At 37.7% G+C, this 16,620-nt stretch carries 13 protein-coding genes; 12 read left to right on the top strand and 1 reads right to left on the bottom strand.

All coding sequences use genetic code 11. The features are described 5' to 3' along the window. Positions 1 to 178 precede the first annotated feature (178 nt). A complete protein-coding gene (locus RWU19_RS12730) occupies positions 179 to 2,377 on the top strand; it encodes a helix-turn-helix domain-containing protein (protein ID WP_123838170.1) in 2,199 nt (732 codons plus the stop codon). Between the two features lie 353 nt (positions 2,378 to 2,730). On the opposite strand, the gene RWU19_RS12725 is transcribed toward RWU19_RS12730, so the two are convergent. Beyond that, positions 2,731 to 3,603 (bottom strand): carbohydrate ABC transporter permease, encoded by an 873-nt coding sequence (locus tag RWU19_RS12725; RefSeq protein WP_002329939.1) that lies wholly within the window; start codon positions 3,601 to 3,603, stop codon positions 2,731 to 2,733. 297 nt (positions 3,604 to 3,900) lie between these two features. Between RWU19_RS12725 and RWU19_RS12720 the strand changes: the two genes are divergently transcribed. The 11 genes from RWU19_RS12720 to RWU19_RS12670 all read left to right on the top strand — a co-directional run bounded on the left by RWU19_RS12720 (position 3,901) and on the right by RWU19_RS12670 (position 16,322). Then, entirely contained in the window at positions 3,901 to 4,875 is a 975-nt protein-coding gene (locus RWU19_RS12720; RefSeq protein ID WP_002320509.1) for an ABC transporter permease, read from the top strand. Between the two features lie 21 nt (positions 4,876 to 4,896). Next, positions 4,897 to 5,589, top strand: coding sequence for a YesL family protein (locus RWU19_RS12715; protein ID WP_123838169.1), 693 nt, complete (start codon positions 4,897 to 4,899; stop codon positions 5,587 to 5,589). Beyond that, the gene (locus RWU19_RS12710; RefSeq protein WP_123838168.1) at positions 5,555 to 7,060 is read left to right on the top strand and encodes an extracellular solute-binding protein; all 1,506 of its coding nucleotides are present in this window, start codon (positions 5,555 to 5,557) and stop codon (positions 7,058 to 7,060) included. The genes RWU19_RS12715 and RWU19_RS12710 overlap by 35 nt, the downstream gene beginning before the upstream one ends. A gap of 73 nt (positions 7,061 to 7,133) precedes the next feature. Beyond that, a complete protein-coding gene (locus RWU19_RS12705; protein WP_002310857.1) occupies positions 7,134 to 8,237 on the top strand; it encodes a glycoside hydrolase family 105 protein in 1,104 nt (367 codons plus the stop codon). Positions 8,238 to 8,239: 2 nt separating this feature from the next. After that, the gene (locus RWU19_RS12700; RefSeq protein ID WP_104764796.1) at positions 8,240 to 9,577 is read left to right on the top strand and encodes a glycoside hydrolase family 28 protein; all 1,338 of its coding nucleotides are present in this window, start codon (positions 8,240 to 8,242) and stop codon (positions 9,575 to 9,577) included. Then, complete coding sequence (locus RWU19_RS12695; RefSeq protein ID WP_002373242.1) at positions 9,564 to 10,442, top strand: dienelactone hydrolase family protein; 879 nt, start codon at positions 9,564 to 9,566, stop codon at positions 10,440 to 10,442. The genes RWU19_RS12700 and RWU19_RS12695 overlap by 14 nt, the downstream gene beginning before the upstream one ends. Further along, positions 10,439 to 11,362 (top strand): pectinesterase family protein, encoded by a 924-nt coding sequence (locus RWU19_RS12690; RefSeq protein ID WP_316002597.1) that lies wholly within the window; start codon positions 10,439 to 10,441, stop codon positions 11,360 to 11,362. Before RWU19_RS12695 ends, RWU19_RS12690 begins: the two co-directional genes overlap by 4 nt. Continuing rightward, positions 11,359 to 11,769 (top strand): DUF4064 domain-containing protein, encoded by a 411-nt coding sequence (locus RWU19_RS12685; RefSeq protein ID WP_002316128.1) that lies wholly within the window; start codon positions 11,359 to 11,361, stop codon positions 11,767 to 11,769. The genes RWU19_RS12690 and RWU19_RS12685 overlap by 4 nt, the downstream gene beginning before the upstream one ends. A 3-nt stretch (positions 11,770 to 11,772) precedes the next feature. Further along, on the top strand, positions 11,773 to 13,341 hold the full coding sequence (locus RWU19_RS12680) for a glycoside hydrolase family 43 protein (protein ID WP_123838166.1): 1,569 nt from the start codon (positions 11,773 to 11,775) through the stop codon (positions 13,339 to 13,341). Positions 13,342 to 13,581: 240 nt separating this feature from the next. Beyond that, positions 13,582 to 15,000, top strand: a complete 1,419-nt coding sequence (locus tag RWU19_RS12675) for an MFS transporter (protein WP_002297765.1) — start codon at positions 13,582 to 13,584, stop codon at positions 14,998 to 15,000. A gap of 11 nt (positions 15,001 to 15,011) precedes the next feature. After that, positions 15,012 to 16,322 carry a glycoside hydrolase family 28 protein gene (locus RWU19_RS12670; protein ID WP_123838165.1) on the top strand — a complete coding sequence of 437 codons (1,311 nt, stop codon included), beginning with the start codon at positions 15,012 to 15,014 and terminating at the stop codon, positions 16,320 to 16,322. The last annotated feature ends 298 nt before the right edge of the window (positions 16,323 to 16,620 follow it).

The raw sequence follows: 16,620 nt of genomic DNA, 5'->3' as shown, positions 1-16,620 counted from the left end.
GATAACTACGATAAGTCAATAGATCTTTGGTATGAAAAGATTGCACACGTTAAAAATTACTTGGATTTTTATTTTTAATTATGCTATTCTTAAAAGCGGGGAATGCTCATTTAATTAGATGAGTATCAATTTTACAGAAAAATGAAAGCCTTTTATTTGAAGGAAAGAGAGGAAGAAAATGAAGAAAAGTACAGTGTTTTATAAAATATTTTTACCGATGTTTTTATTAGGAGCCGTACTTGTCATAGGATTTAGTTTATTTATTTATCAGAATACCTATGAGTCGATCGAATCGAGTTATTTAACAGATAAAAAGAACCTGCTCAGGCAAGTCAAAACGAACGTTGAATGGAAAATCAGAACGATCGAATATTCGTTTTCTACGTATGGTTCGACCAAAAATTTCTCGGATATATTCAAGCATCCACTGACATATACAAATTACTCCACTTATTCTGAAATCAGGAAAGAGCTAAACTTTATAGAAACAATTGTTATGGATGATAATAATTATGATTTACTCAGTTTAGCTGGTAAATGGGGAGTAATCAATGGATCGTTGACTCAACTGACTGAAGAGGAAGTTGAAAGGTATCAACAAAAGTACATAAATAACAAAGATAATTTATTTTGGAAAAAGAAAAATAAAGGAATCGAAATGGTGATTCCTTTACCAATGTTTGAAAAAGAAAAATATGCATTGGGAATTGCTACGATAGAGAAACATACAATAGAACAAGTTGTTGGGGAAAGTGGAGAAGATATACTTTCTATCGAAAACGAAGATGGAAAGCTTTTTTCTACACAGAAAGTAAAAGAAGAAGAGCAGCCAGATGCATTAGCGGATGTGGATCTAGATTACAACCAGTTGAAAGTGGTAAGAGAAAATGGGACATCCTATATCGTACTGAAATCAGATTATAATAATTGGATTTACAGATTAGAAGTTGATTCTAGTGCAATTGGAGCAACGATTCGCAATCTGAGAATCGGGTTAGTTGCAGTGTCTTTGACGCTGGTAGGACTGATCGGTCTCCTTTCCTATTTATTTTCGGATAGATTTGCCCGTCCAATTTCTCAAATTCAGGAACGTTTGAATCTTAAATCAAAAGGATTCAGTGGGAAAGAACTAGATTTGGTCGCTCAATCAGTCAGTCGGATCATAGGAGAAAAAGAAGCGTTAAGTGCACACTTAGTTACCCAAAAGCCGCAACTAGAAACGTTATTTGTACTTAGTTTATTTAGAAATCGAGTAGAAAGGCGAGAACTAGATCAGCGGTTGCAGCAATTTGGTTATAGTTCTCAAACTGACTGCTATTATACGGCCTTGGTTCAAATCGATCTGTTAGAAGATAGTCACGGTGGAGAGCGTGATTTGCTACTTTTAGCGATCAACAACATGATCACGGAAATTGTGCCAAAGGAAAATCGAATGCTGCCGATCGTTTTGAATGAAGAAATGCAAGCCACTATTTATCGAATGGATAAAGACGATGCAGAAGCAAGCAAAAAAGTCATGGAGTATTGCCGACTCATTCAAAAACGTGTAAAAGAATACTTGAAATTAACTGTGAGTATAGGTATCAGTAACCGGTTCGAAACGCTGAATGAAAGCAAGCAATCGGTTGACCGAGCAAAAGAAGCCCTATATTATCGTGTAAATACTGGTCCGAGTTCGATCATATTTTATCAGGAAATTGTTCCTGCTGCGCATGAAAAAACGCTTATTAGATATCCAGTAGAAGAACAGAATCGATTGTTTGAAGCTATTCGTTCCGGAAATCAGGAAGTAAGGAAGTTGGTACATGAATTAATTAATGCATTGTTCGCACAAAATAAAAATCCTCTGAGCCGAGAAGTAGTTTCGGTCCGTTTGATCAATGAGCTCGTTCAATTAGGGCAGTTATTGGGAGTAGATTCAAAAAATTTTGATAACATGAAACAAATCTATGTAAAAGCATTGAACAATTATCATCCCAAAGAGCTAGAAAAACTTGTTTTAGAACAATTAGTCTTGCCAATCACAGAATGTTCTCAAGCAATCACTGATCATGAATTTAAAAATCTTTCGGAGAATATCATGCACATCGTCTATACAGAATATGACCGTGATCTATCTCTAGATGTGATTGCTGATAGGTTGCACTATAACCCTAATTATTTAAGCAATGTATTTAAAAAGGAAACAGGAGAAAAATTTGGTGATTTCGTTCAAAATCATCGTCTAGAGGTAGCGAAAAAGTGGTTGAAAGAAACCAATCTCTCTGTAAAAGAGATTGCAGAAAGACTGCAATATCGAAATCCGCAAAATTTTATTCGTTTCTTCAAAAAGAAAGAATCGATTACTCCGGGAGAATATAGAAAAAAATATTTGTGAAACAAGAGGCTGTTTTTCTTGTGGTCTGATTCAAGCAATAAAAGAGGACAGCGAAAAACAGCATTTCATGTTTTGTGGCTGGCTGATTTTATTGCCGCAGAATCAACAAGATAAACGCCGTTTAAACAAGAGGGTGTTTTTCTTGTGGTCTGATTCAAGCAATAAAAGAAAGGAGAATAACCTTAGTATTTGTCTTTATGAATAGTTAAATTTCAAGGCTAAGCACGCAAAAAGGACTGTGACCAAAGCTTTGTCACAATCCTTTTTTGCGAATAAACGGTATTCAAGAGACAGCTTATAAAAATAAGGCTGAACGTCTCTTTCATAACCTCTATTTTATGTTCCATACATAATCAACCTTTGACAGAACCTACGAGTGCGCCTTTGACAAAGTATTTCTGAACAAAAGGATAAGCAATCAGCATAGGGACTGTGGCAATAACGATAACAGCCATTTTAACTGTTTGTGCTGGTGGAATCACATCAACGGCACTACTTTCTGCTTGCATCCCGCTTGATACAATGACGATCTGACGTAAAAGAATCTGTATCGGCCATTTAGATGAATCGTTGATATACAAAATAGCGGTCATATAAGTGTTCCAGTAAGTAACAGCATAAAAAAGTGAGATAGTAGCAATAGACGGTAACGCTAATGGCAGCATGATTTTGAAAAATACACCGAAATCTGTGCAACCATCCATTTTTGCCGATTCTTCCAAACTATCCGGCAAGGCTTGGAAAAAGTTTCTCATAATGATCATGTTCATTGCATTAACAGCTACAGGCAAGATCATTGCCCAATAAGAATTGACCAGTCCCAGAGAACGAACAACTAAGAATGTGGGAATCATCCCCCCGCTGAACAACATAGAAAATACAACAAGAAAGTTGACGAATCCTCGACCAAACAAGTATTTTCTGGAAAGCCCGTATGCCATCAGTGAAGTTGCGCACATGCTGACGATCGTCCCAACCCCGGTAACGCCAATCGAAACAGCAAGTGCTCTAAAAATAGTTGGCGTAGATAGAATATAACGATACGCGTCTAGAGAAAAGGTAGTAGGGAAAAGGATAAATTTTTTCGCGACGACTTCTTGTGTAGAAGCGAAAGATGTAGCGATGATATTTAAAAAAGGCACGATACAGATCAAAGCTAGCAAGATCAGAAACGTATTGTTGAAAAATGTAAAACTTCTTTCTCCTATAGAGACTTTCTTTTTCATATAGATAGGCTCCTCCTCAAAATAAATTAAATGTTCTGTTTCTATGTATTCAATTTATCATCGGTGAAAGATTACGTATATAATCATTTCCTACGTTAAGTGTCAGATAGAAAAAAATAGAATAGTTACTAGGCGTATCTTATTTGTGAAGAAATACACTTATATATTTTGCAAGTATAAAAATCGCTGCTGTGTAAGCGTTTTTACATGCGATAAAAATGATTATATACGTAATTCGGATAGTTATCTATCATAAAGACATAAGCAGCAAACATTCATAAAACTAAGGAGGGGCTTATGGAAAGTGTAAAGAAACAAGAACCATTTCAACTGACGCTATCGAAAAAAGAAGAAAAGCTCAGAAGACGAAAAAAAATAATTGCAGGAATCAAAACGAATAAATTTTTATACGTGATGATTCTGCCGGGGGTCCTTTATTTCCTGATCTTTAGGTATCTTCCTATGGGAGGGCTCGTTATTGCTTTTCAAGATTATCAACCATTTTTAGGGATAATGGGCAGTCCTTGGGTGGGATTCAAACATTTCATTCGTTTGTTTACAGAGCCGACTTTCTTTACTTTATTAAGGAATACTTTGATCTTGTTCGGGTTAAATATCTTCGTATTTTTTCCGATGCCAATTATTTTGTCCCTACTATTAAACGAAGTAACGAACAAGCGACTGAAAAGTGGGATTCAAACGATCATTTACATCCCTCATTTCATGTCTTGGGTAATCATCGTTTCGATTACTTATGTATTTTTGAACGTTGACGGAGGGGTATTGAATGAATTCCTTGCAACGATGGGATTCGAAAAAATCAGTTTTCTGACATCTCCTGAGTGGACACGAACAGTCTATATTGGACAAGTAATCTGGAAAGAGTTGGGCTGGTCTACAATCATCTACCTTTCAGCAATCACTGCAGTAGATACACAGTTATATGAAGCAGCTGAAATGGATGGCGCAGGACGCTTGCGAAAAACATGGCATGTTACATTGCCGGCGATTCGTCCAGTAATCATTACCTTGCTGATTCTAAAAATCGGTCAGACACTGGACTTAGGTTTCGAGCATATGTACTTGTTATTGAATTCATTGAATCGAAGTGTTGCAGAAATTTTCGACACCTACATTTATACAGCTGGATTGAAGAATGGACAATTAAGTTTCAGTACAGCAATGGGATTGTTTAAAGGGGTCGTAGGATTATTCATGGTAATTTTAGCTAACAAGATCGCCAAAAAGCTAGGAGAAGACGGCGTTTACTAATTTAGAAAGAGAGGAAAAGACATGCTGCAGTCATTAGATAAAATAAATGGAAGGCTAAATCGTATTTTACAGTTGGTTTATTTGAATTTTCTGTGGGGTGGTTTAGTCATTGCAGGTCTGGGGGTTTTTACTTTTGGTCCTGCATCTTATGCAATGGTTGCAGTGATTAGAAAATGGCTGCGCACAAAAGAAACATTTCCTTTGACGAAAACGTACTTCTCATATTTTAAAGAAAACTATCGTGAAACCTTGCTGATGAGCTGGATATACGGCGTCATCGGAGTTGTTTTACTTGTGGATCTTTCTTTCATACACAATTGGTATCTTAGAGTCGCTTTGTATATTGCTGCGTTCTTGTATTTGCTCTCAGCACTCTATATTTTTCCAATCATGGCACATTATGATTGGAAAGGATATTTTTTCAAAATGAAAATGGCATTTTTGTTCGGATTCTCTCATCTTCATTATTCATTAGTATTAATACTAAGTCTGGTGGGGATTTACCTGATGATCATCCAAACAATGCCAGGTGTTTTAACCTTTATCGGTGGCAGTCTCTTCTTTTCCGCAGTCACGTGGACAGCAAATTCTATATTTTGCCATTTGGAATGGAAGAACTCATATACAGAAAAAACAGAAGAAAACAAAAATATCATTAAAACAGTGAAGGAGAAAATTTATGAAAAAAGCAACGCTCGTAAAATTAGGTCTTAGTTTTGCAGGAATTTTAGCACTTGCCGCATGTGGCAACAGTTCAAACAACAGTTCTTCAGAAACAGAAGATGGGAAAACCAAAATCACTTGGTTGAATATTTTACACCATGCTTCACCCCCAACTGACACAATCGTGAACCTAATAGAAGAAAAAACCGATACGGAACTTACATTCAATTGGATTCCTGATGCTTCAAAAGAAGAAAGACTGACAACTGCATTGGCTTCTGACGAACTAGGAGATATCGTTACACTTCAAATTGCTATGCTGAAAAACTCTTCTGTCCGAAGTGCGTTGAAATCAGGCGTATTCTGGGATGTATCGGAATATTTAAAAGACTATAAAAACTTAAGCCAAATCTCTGAGGATAGGATCGAAGCTGCAAGTATCGACGGAGCATTGTATGGTGTGCCAATGCAAAAGGACTATGCTCGTGCTGGTTTAGTCATTCGAAAAGACTGGTTGGATAATCTTGGATTAGATGTTCCAACTACGATGGATGAACTTTACGAAGTAGCTAAACAATTTACAGAAAACGATCCAGATGGAAATGGTGTGGATGATACAGTTGGTTTTGGTGATCGTGCGCCTAGTGATATTCGTTATACCAGCTTTAAGCTGTTCACTTCTTATTTTGGAGCACCGAATGGCTGGGCTGTAGACGATAATGGCAAATTTACTCCAGAATTTGATACAGAAGAATACATGAAAGCGTTGAACTTCTCAAGAGATCTATTTGAGAATGGCTATTTGGCACAAGATTTTGCGGTTACTCAAAAGACTGACCAGCAAGAACAATTTGCACAAGGAAAAACAGGAATCTACACTGGGATGGTGGATATCAAGAACCTGAAAACAATGGGACAAGGCATTCAAGATGGTATGGAGTTAATTCCTGTAAACAAGATCTCAGATGGTGAAGGCGGCGGCTATCATGTTTGGTCAGAAGGAAATGGTATTGGCGGTTTGCTAGCATTTCCTAAATCCCAAGTAAAAGACGAAGCACAATTGAAGAAATTACTGCAATTTGTTGATGATCTTCTAGAAGAAGATATGTATAAATTGATGACTGGTGGTATTGAGGGAACACATTATGAATTGAATGATGATGGGTCTATCGAATTTATCGATATGGATCTTTGGCAACAAGAAGTGCAACCGCTATCAAGTTCTCGCCCTAGTGAAGTAACGTTCTCTTTCAAAGACGCAGATCCTGAAAAAGAATTGTCGAATCAATTGATCAAAGAAAACGAAGAATTCGCTGTAATGGATCCTTCTGTGCCATTGGATTCACCGACGAACAATGAAGTAGGATCGGAAATCGAAAAAATCGTTATTGATGCTACAGTGCAATACATCATGGGACAGCTTGACGAAGACGGATTCAAGAAAGCTGTAGAAGACTGGAAAGCACAAGGTGGCGACCGAATCACACAAGAGTACGAGGAAGCATACAAAGCCGCACAATAGTATAGATGATTGGGACAAATACTGCTTGGTATTTGTCCCACATCCTATTTTAACTTTTAAAGGAGAGCAAATAATGGAAAACTGGTCAAAGAAATTAGCAAAAAGCATCATGGAAAGAACACCTCGCTTATATGAAGAAAAGTGGTATAAAGGAAAATGGTCTTATGACTATGGCGTCGTACTTAAAGGGTTCCAATTACTTTGGGAACAAACCCAAGAAAAAATTTATTTTGATTTCATAAAAGACAATATCGACTATTTCGTGCAAGAAGATGGAACGATCCGTGGCTACAGCGTTGAAGAATACAATATCGACCATGTAAATACAGGAAAGCTTTTCTTTTTATTGTACAAAGAAACAGGCGAAGAAAAATATAAAAAAGCAGCAGAACTCCTTTCCCAGCAGTTGGCAAACCATCCGCGTACATCCGAAGGGGCTTTTTGGCATAAAGAAATTTATCCTTATCAAATTTGGTTAGATGGATTATATATGGGCTCACCTTTTTATGCTGAATTTATCCAGAATTTTAGTGAGGAAAAAGATTACCAAGATGTCTTGAGACAGTTTGAAATCAGCTATAAACATTTATTCGATCCAAAAACAAATTTACTGATCCATGCATGGGATGAAAAGAAAGTCCAACCATGGGCTGACCCAGAAACAGGTTTATCTCATCATTTCTGGAGTCGATCGATTGGCTGGTATTTGATGGCTGCGGCAGATACCTATGAATTGCTTCATGCGGAAACGGATTGTTCTTTGCTGAAGGAAATTTTAGAAAAGACATTGACCGCATTACTTCCGTATCAAGAAGAAAACAGTGGGACATGGTATCAAGTAACAACAGAAACAAAACGGAAAGGAAATTATCTGGAAGCTTCTGGCAGCAGTATGTTTGTTTACGCAATGGCTAAAGGGATACGCTTAGGCTTGCTGAACAAAGAAGAGTGGCTGCCGCAAGTGAAAAAATCTCATCAAGGACTACTCGATGAATTTGTTCTTGAAACAAAAGAAGGCTGGTTGAACTTGAACAAAAACTGTCAAGTAGCAGGGTTAGGCGGAGCAGAACAGCGAGATGGTTCATACGCTTACTACATCAGTGAGCCGATTATTTGTAATGATCAAAAAGGTGTCGGTGCATTCTTGCAAGCATTGATCGAAGTGGAGGCATTATAAATATGTATGATATTTTGACATTTGGCGCATCAATTGATGAATTGAATACTGAAGCAATACAACAAGCGATTGATGCAGCAGCAAGCGCAGGAGGCGGAACCGTAGTTGTGCCAGCAGGTGAATTTTTAACAGGGGCTTTATTTTTAAAAAGCAATGTAGAACTTCATTTGAGCGCAGGGGCGGTTTTGAAATTCTCTGACGATCCAAAAGATTATCCTATTGTTCATTCACGTTGGGAAGGAGTCCATCGAAAAGTCTATGCTTCCTGTATCTATGCACAAAATGTAGAGAACATCTCTGTCACTGGTTTCGGTACATTAGATGGAAATGGAAAAAAATGGTGGCATACTTTCCGAAACGAACCAGATAATCTGGCTTATCCTCGTCCTAAATTGATGAGTTTCCATAACTGCCATCGAATCACTGTGAAAGATATCAAACTGATCCAGTCACCAAGCTGGACGATCAACCCAATTCTTTGTAGCAACGCGACGTTTGACAACTTGACGATTTTGAACCCAGCGGATTCACCAAATACAGACGGCATCGATCCAGAATCCTGCAAAAATGTGCGTATTAGTAATTGCCATATTGACGTGGGAGATGACTGTATCGCAATCAAAGCAGGGACTGAAGATACGTACGAAAGAATTGCTTGTGAAAATATCACGATTACAAATTGCACGATGGTCCATGGACACGGAGGGGTCGTGTTAGGAAGTGAAATGAGTGGTAGTATACGTAATATTACCATTTCAAATTGTATCTTCCAAGAAACTGATCGAGGAATACGATTGAAATCTAGACGAGGTCGAGGCGGGATCGTTGAAGATATTCGAGTATCCAATATAGTCATGGATAATGTGATGTGTCCTTTTATACTGAATCTTTATTATTTCTGCGGTCCGCGAGGAAAAGAACCATATGTATGGGAAAAAACGGCTTATCCGATAGATGAGCGGACACCAGCATTCAGAAGGATCCATTTTTCGAATATCACGGCAAGGAATGTCCATGCTTCTGCAGGATTTATTTATGGATTAGCAGAACAGTTTATACAAGAAATCACATTTGATAATATTGATGTTTCAATGGCCCAAGATGCAGTTCCCGGTGTCCCTGCTATGATGACAGGGATAGAGGAAATGAGCAAGCAAGGATTTTACATTGGTTTTGCGGAGAAGGTTACCTTTAATCAAATGACGATTGAGAATCATGAAGGACCAGCATTTCTATTAGAAAATACGAAAGAAATCAGTATTGAGAAATTCCGGTCAACTCAATCGGAAAACATGGATGATCTGGTTGTTCGTAAAAATTTTGCTTATGCAGTTGAATGACTTTTTAGGTGATCCATCTAGCAGACTTACTCCTAGTGGAAAGCGATTATACAGAGAAAAACAAAATGGGTTTATGCTTGAATATTATCAACTGTACTTAAATGAATTGGAAACAGTACCAGCACTTTATGCTTACCCGGAGAAAGAAGGACCGTTTCCGACGGTCCTTTACCTGCATTCTCACGGCGGAGATTTTTCAGTCGGGAAAAGTGAATTGATCCATGGTGCTCCTTACTTAGCTTCTCCATCTTTTGCAGAAGTACTGACAGGAATGGGATATGCTGTTTGGTCGATTGATGCTTGGGGATTTGAAGAACGCGGAGGTATTTCCGAAAGCGAGTTGTTCAAACAATTTTTATTAACAGGAAAAACATTATGGGGAATGCGTATTTATGATGTGATCAGCTTGATCGATTATTTGGAGACAAGGGAAGACACAGATACTCAACGGATCGCAACGATTGGTCTTTCTATGGGAGGCTTATTAAGCTGGTGGGTGGCGGCATTGGATTCTCGTGTCAAAGTTTGTATTGATCTAGCGGCACAGGTGGACATCGAAACACTTTTGCTACATCGTCGCCTAGATCATCATGGGTTTTATTACTATGTGCCAAACCTACTGACAGCTTATACAACGTTAGCAATCCAAGAAAAAATCGCTCCGCGCCCTCGTCTTAGCTTAGTTGGAAAAAACGATACGATGTGCTTGGACGAAGGCGTACTGAAGCTGAGAAAAGGACTGGACAAGAAGTATCGATCAATGGGTAGTCCAGAAAACTTTTCTTCTTTTTCTTTAACAGGCGGTCATATGGAAACACAAGAAATGAGAAACATTTGGAAACAATTCATAAGGGAGCATTTATGAGGATGAAAGACAAACTGATAATTGGAAAAAATTCTATAGATACCCCGACGGATTTTGAAACTATCCAAGAAGGAATCGATTATTTGGCAGACCTGCCGGATAGCCATCCAAAGGTCTTGATAGTAAAAGAAGGAAGATATGATGAATATATAGAAAGTAGATTATCCAATTTTAAACTTATGGGAACAGGAAGAGTAGTGATCTCCGGTAATCGTTTTGCAAAACAGGAGTATCTTGACGGTAGCCAGTTAGGGACTTTCCGAAGTGCTACTTTTTTCTTAGAAGGATCGAATGTCGTATTAGAAAATCTTCACATCGAAAATACAGCAGGTCCAGGAGAAAAAGTAGGTCAAGCTGTTGCTTTATTCAATTCAGGAGATCGCGTATTGTTAAAAAACTGTCGACTAACTGGTTATCAGGATACTTTATGCACGGGTCCGTTGCCTGACTTGCAAAAAGATGGTACACCTTTTTGTACACCGGCTTCTGCCAATCCTGATTATTGTCGTCAGACCTATGAATATTGTTGGATTGAAGGAACGGTGGATTTCATATTTGGTGGGGCAGATGCAGTTTTTCGCCAGTGCCGTATCCATAGCTTAGCCAGTAAAAATCCTGGATACATCACAGCAGCATCTACGCTGAAAAATCAAAAATCAGGGTATCGTTTTGAAAGCTGTACCTTGACTGCAGAGCCTGATACTAGAAACGTCTATTTAGGAAGACCGTGGCGTCCGTATGCAAATGTCGTGTTTGAAGCGTGTAAGATAGGTGGGCATGTTCACCCAACTGGTTGGGACAATTGGGATGACAAGAAAAATGAACAGACTGCCAAATTCTCTGAACGAAATAACAATTATGAAACACCAATCAAAAGACCTGAATGGATCCATTTAGAAAAGCAGGGGGTTCTGAAATGAAAAGAAAATGGGAACTATTGCTAGGAATGATCGGTGGCAGCCTATCTCTGATTTTCTTTGGCGGGTTAGCAGTTACTTTAAGTAATATGTCTGCGTCAGAGTTTAAAAAAAGTTATCAGTCGCTTGCTGTCGATCATCCAACTTTGTCTTTAGAAAATACATTTGAGCTATTACAGGACATGACTGGTCTGTTTGCCGTTGTATTGTTTATTTCACTTTCTTTTTTAGCAGTAGCACTATTTTTGACGGCTAAAGGAAAATACTTAACAACTGCCACTGGCTTGTATTTTATAACGGGAGTTATATTGTTGGTCGGCACTCAGTTTATTGCGTTTCCTTTTGCATTTTTTTATTTTGCCGCTGGGGCATTCAGTTTGTATCGAGTAAGAATAAGAAAGGAAGCCTGAATCATGCAGACTATCAAAGTGAAAAATCCTATTTTAAGAGGGTTCAATCCAGATCCTAATATTTTAAGAGCGAAAGACCGATATTACATTATTGTCTCCTCTTTTGAATGGCTTCCAGGAATTCGAGTATATGAGTCGAAGAATTTAGTCAATTGGTCACATACAACGGATATTTTGACCACTCAAGTATCTTTGCAAGGAAATCCTACAAACGGAAGCATATGGGCACCGCAAATCAGTTATGCTGATGGATTGTTCTATCTTGTTTACACAGATGTCAAAAGTGCAGGCCGTCCGTTTAAAGATGTCCACAATTACTTGATTACTGCATCTGAGATCACAGGACCTTGGTCCGAACCGATTTATTTAAATAGTAACGGCTTTGATCCTTCTTTGTTTCATGATTTGGAAACAGGAAAAAAATGGCTTGTCAATGAATTATGGGATTATCGTCTGGACACACCGAATAAATCCAGCGGTATCGTATTGCAAGAATATGATGCAGAGAAGAAGAAGCTTGACGGTCCCATCTATAAAATATTTGCAGGTACAGAATTAGCGAAAACAGAGGCACCGCATTTGTATTTTCGTAACGGGTATTATTATTTGATGACAGCAGAAGGCGGTACAGGAAGAGGACATTCAGTCACAGTCTGCCGAGCAAAGAAGATTACTGGTCCTTACGAGCTTGATCCTGGTTTTCCTATGCTGACAGCTAGTGACAAACCTGCTTCTACATTGCAATGTACAGGACATGGGAGCTTAGTACAAACCCCGTCAGGAAAATGGTACATGACATATCTTTGTACCAGACCATTAAACGGTGCGGCTATTTTGGGAAGAGAAACCGCTATCCAAGAAGTGTATTGGACGTCCGACGATTGGTTAAGGCTTAAAGATAACCAGACAACTCCGATGGAAGAAATAATGATTGAGACGAATGAAGAGGTACAACAAGAGAGAGATCATCAGTTTATGGATACATTTGAAGGAGAGCTAAAAAAGAACTGGAATGCCAGACGTGTTTTGCCAAGGGCTGATTGGTGTGATACAAAAACTAGACCTGGTTTTTTACGACTGATTGCCGGTGAATCTCTTCAATCTACCTTTGACCATCACTTATTAGCTATTCGGCAAACGGATTTTACTTTTGATGCGGAGACAGCATTTGAATATACACCTAATAATTTTAATCAGATGGCTGGACTGGTATTGTACCTAAATGAATCCAATTATATTTATTGCTATGTTACTTGGGATGAGAACAAGGGAAAATGTCTTCGTATGATAGAATCAGAAAACGGAGTTGCACAAATAGAAGATTGGAGGATTCCACTCACAGAAAAGAAGACTTTCTTGAAAGTAGCCGTAAGGAAAGAGACAGCACAGTTTTATTTGAAAGACACACCATCTGAAGAATGGAAGGAAGTAGGTCTACAAAAAAACATGTGTATACTCTCAGGTGGATTTACCGGGAATTTTATCGGGATAGTCGTACATGATTTGAATAGAAAAAGAGGAAGTTTTGCGGACTTTGAATTTTTTAAGTACGAAGGAAAAGATCTTGAATAATCTAACTCTCTAATAAATAGAGATTCACTAACTTGTTTTTGCTAGTTAGTGAATCTTTTTGTTTATCTATGATGTTATGAAAATAATATTAATGCCCTTTTCTGACAATGTTTTTAAACGTATTTTTGTTTTTTTTCTGTCAAGATAATGCAATAAAATGTCAATATTGTGAATATCAAAACAAGAAAAAAAGAGTTATAATTTTGAAAACGTTTACTAGAAGAGGTAGGAGGAATTCAAATGCTTTCACAAAATGCTGTTACAGCAAATACAGTAAAAAAAGAAAAAAAGGAATTTGGGATTTCCGATAAGATAGGCTACATGTTCGGTGATTTAGGTAACTGTTTTATTTTAGGTTTGGTCAATAGTTTCTTGATGATTTATTATACGAATGTTCTTGGTGTTTCAGGAGCAATTGTAGGTACGTTATTCTTGATTTCAAGAATTTTGGATGCGTTTGCTGATGTGATGGTTGGAAGATTATGCGATGTCTCAGAGTTAACAGAAGCTGGCCGATTTATTCCTTGGATCAGAAAAATGAAATATCCATTTTGCTTAGTGACAGTCATTTTGTTTTTACCATTCGTCCAACATCTTCCAATGACGGTGAAGATTGCATATATTTTTGTTTCATATATTGTTTATGGTATTTTTCTGTCAACAATCAATATCCCTTATGGAGCAATGGCAGCAGCCATTAGTTCAAATCCTAATGACCGCACCTCGTTATCCACATTCCGAAGCATTGGTTCTGCGATTGGCGGGTCAACTACAGGGTTCTTTATCCCGATTTTGATGTACACCCATAACAAGAGTGGGCAGCAAGTCGTTTCGGGGAATCATTTCTTTTGGATTTCCATCGGATGTGCGGCAATTGCATTTGTCGCATACATGCTGACTTGTAAATTGACTACTGAACGAGTAAGAGTTGTCAAAAACGAAAAAGTGTCTGCTTCTCAGTTGGTAAAAGGTTTGTTGGCTAACCGAGCACTGATTATTTTAGTCATTGTTGACATTTTCATTGTGATCAATCAGATTTTAGCTGGGACGAATATGACTTATTTATTTAATGATTACTTCCATAATAAACAAGCAATGTCTGTTGCTCTTTTATTTACTTACGGAACAGTAGTAGTTTTAGCACCATTTGCTACAAAGCTGACAAAATTATTTGGTAAAAAGGAAGCAAGCGTATTTGCGTTACTCGCTTCTTCATGTATGTACTTGCTGATGTATTTCCTTCATATAACCAATGCATGGGTATATCTGATTCTTTTATTTATTGCTACTTTAGGATCTGGTTTATTCAATTTGATGGTCTGGGCATTCATTACTGACGTGATTGACTATCATCAATATAAGACAGGCTTAAGAGAAGATGGAACAGTATACGGAGTGAATTCTTTTGCGAGAAAAGTAGGACAAGCATGCGCAGGAGCAGTCGGAGGATTTATGCTAGCACTCATTGGTTACCAATCGTCTACAACAGGTGGGGCTATCCAATCAGTTTTAGTACAAGAAAGAATTTATACGATGGCAAACTTGCTACCAGCATTCTGTTTATTTGTATCCGCAATCATTTTGTTAGTAGGGTATCCGCTGAATCGTTCGAAAACTGTGTTTATTGGTGAAGAATTAAAAAAAATCAATGAAAGATAAGGAGAAAAGTATTGCAGACAAAAAAAGAGTTCATCAATGCTTTAGACTTTAAAACAAACGACATTCAACAAGATGATACAGTAATGCTGCAAAAGGCAATCAATCAAGGTGCAAAAGAACACTTGCCCGTATTTATTCCAAAAGGTATTTATTTAGTCGGTGCACTTTTTTTAAAAGATAAGAGCCATCTCATCTTCGAAGAAGGGGCTGTTCTCAAGGGGAAAACAGAGATCGAAGCATTTCCAGAGATTGATACACGAGTTGCTGGAATAGAAATGAAATGGCCAGCAGCGATTTTGAATGTTCTCTCAGCAAAAGATATTCTTATAGAAGGAAAAGGAATAATCGACGGTCAAGGAGAGCATTGGTGGGAACTATATTGGGGGAAAGACCAAAAAAGCGGAACAAGAGCTGAATATGATCGAAAGGGACTGCGTTGGATTGCAGATTATGCTATTAAGCGTCCGCGCGCGTGTTTACTGTATCATGCAGAACATGTTGTCATTCGTGATTTGATTTTTCAAAAATCAGGTTTTTGGAACCTGCAAATCACTTATTCTAACGATGTATTAGTAGAAAAAGTAATCATCCGTCATAATGATGGGCCAAGTACAGATGGGATTGATATTGATTCTTCAACAGATGTGCGTATCTATGAATGTGATTTGGCCTGTGGTGATGATTGTATCGCTATTAAATCTGGTAGGGACGGTAACGGTGCAAGAGTCAATCGAAAATCATCAAGAATCGAGATTGCGAGATGTAACATTCGTTCAGGTTACGGTGTAACTATTGGTAGCGAAGTTAGTGCTGGAATTAGTGATGTGTATATTCACGATATCGATTTTTTTCAGTCAGACTGTGGTATTCGAATGAAATCTTCAAGAGAAAGAGGGGGAGTGATTGAAAATATCAGGGTAGAAAACCTGAATATGATGGATGTACAATTTCCGTTTTCTTGGATAATGGACTGGCATAATGAATATAATAGAAAAAATAGCAATGATCTTAAACGAATGCCAGAAAGTTGGCAAGCAGTGGCTGAAGAAATACCTGAATCAAAACAAATGACAAAAGTCAGAAACATACATGTCAAAAATGTACAGGCAAGTCTTTCTCCAGGCTATCCACTTCCTTCTCGGGCTTTTGACTTGGTAGCATTTCCTGAAAAACCTATAGAAGATGTCTGCTTTACTCATTGTACAATAACTGCAAAAGAATTTGGACGAATCGAAGCAGTTCAAAACTTATGTTTCGAAAGCTGTATTCTATCAATAGAAACAGGGAACACAGTTGCAAACAATACTTTTGACAATCGTTGAAATTATAATAAGGTCAAGCTAAAATATTATTTTAGCTTGACCTTTATTTTTTTTAATGATATATTAAACAACGTTGTCGCATCTGATTGAAACATTTTGTGAAAATTCCAAAAAAGAGTTGACACATGTTTTTAGACGTGATAAGATAACTGAGTCGTTAAAAAAGAACAGCTTGCGAAGCTTGATTCTATCGAAAAAAACTTCAAAAAAGTTCTTGACAAATAACAAACGATGAGTTATGATAAATGAGTTGCTGAAAGATTTCGAAAAACGAAATCGAAAAAACTTTTAAAAAAGA

The organism is Enterococcus sp. 2STP, assembly GCF_032465635.1.
In the GTDB taxonomy this organism is placed as follows: Bacteria; Bacillota; Bacilli; order Lactobacillales; family Enterococcaceae; genus Enterococcus_B; species Enterococcus_B lactis.
This window is presented reverse-complemented; position numbering and strand designations above follow the sequence as displayed.

Coding starts and splice junctions, on each gene's coding strand:
- RWU19_RS12730 (WP_123838170.1), top strand. CDS start 179: ATGAAGAAAAGTACAGTGTTTTATAAAATATTTTTACCGATGTTTTTA.
- RWU19_RS12725 (WP_002329939.1), bottom strand. CDS start 3,603: ATGAAAAAGAAAGTCTCTATAGGAGAAAGAAGTTTTACATTTTTCAAC.
- RWU19_RS12720 (WP_002320509.1), top strand. CDS start 3,901: ATGGAAAGTGTAAAGAAACAAGAACCATTTCAACTGACGCTATCGAAA.
- RWU19_RS12715 (WP_123838169.1), top strand. CDS start 4,897: ATGCTGCAGTCATTAGATAAAATAAATGGAAGGCTAAATCGTATTTTA.
- RWU19_RS12710 (WP_123838168.1), top strand. CDS start 5,555: ATGAAAAAAGCAACGCTCGTAAAATTAGGTCTTAGTTTTGCAGGAATT.
- RWU19_RS12705 (WP_002310857.1), top strand. CDS start 7,134: ATGGAAAACTGGTCAAAGAAATTAGCAAAAAGCATCATGGAAAGAACA.
- RWU19_RS12700 (WP_104764796.1), top strand. CDS start 8,240: ATGTATGATATTTTGACATTTGGCGCATCAATTGATGAATTGAATACT.
- RWU19_RS12695 (WP_002373242.1), top strand. CDS start 9,564: ATGCAGTTGAATGACTTTTTAGGTGATCCATCTAGCAGACTTACTCCT.
- RWU19_RS12690 (WP_316002597.1), top strand. CDS start 10,439: ATGAGGATGAAAGACAAACTGATAATTGGAAAAAATTCTATAGATACC.
- RWU19_RS12685 (WP_002316128.1), top strand. CDS start 11,359: ATGAAAAGAAAATGGGAACTATTGCTAGGAATGATCGGTGGCAGCCTA.
- RWU19_RS12680 (WP_123838166.1), top strand. CDS start 11,773: ATGCAGACTATCAAAGTGAAAAATCCTATTTTAAGAGGGTTCAATCCA.
- RWU19_RS12675 (WP_002297765.1), top strand. CDS start 13,582: ATGCTTTCACAAAATGCTGTTACAGCAAATACAGTAAAAAAAGAAAAA.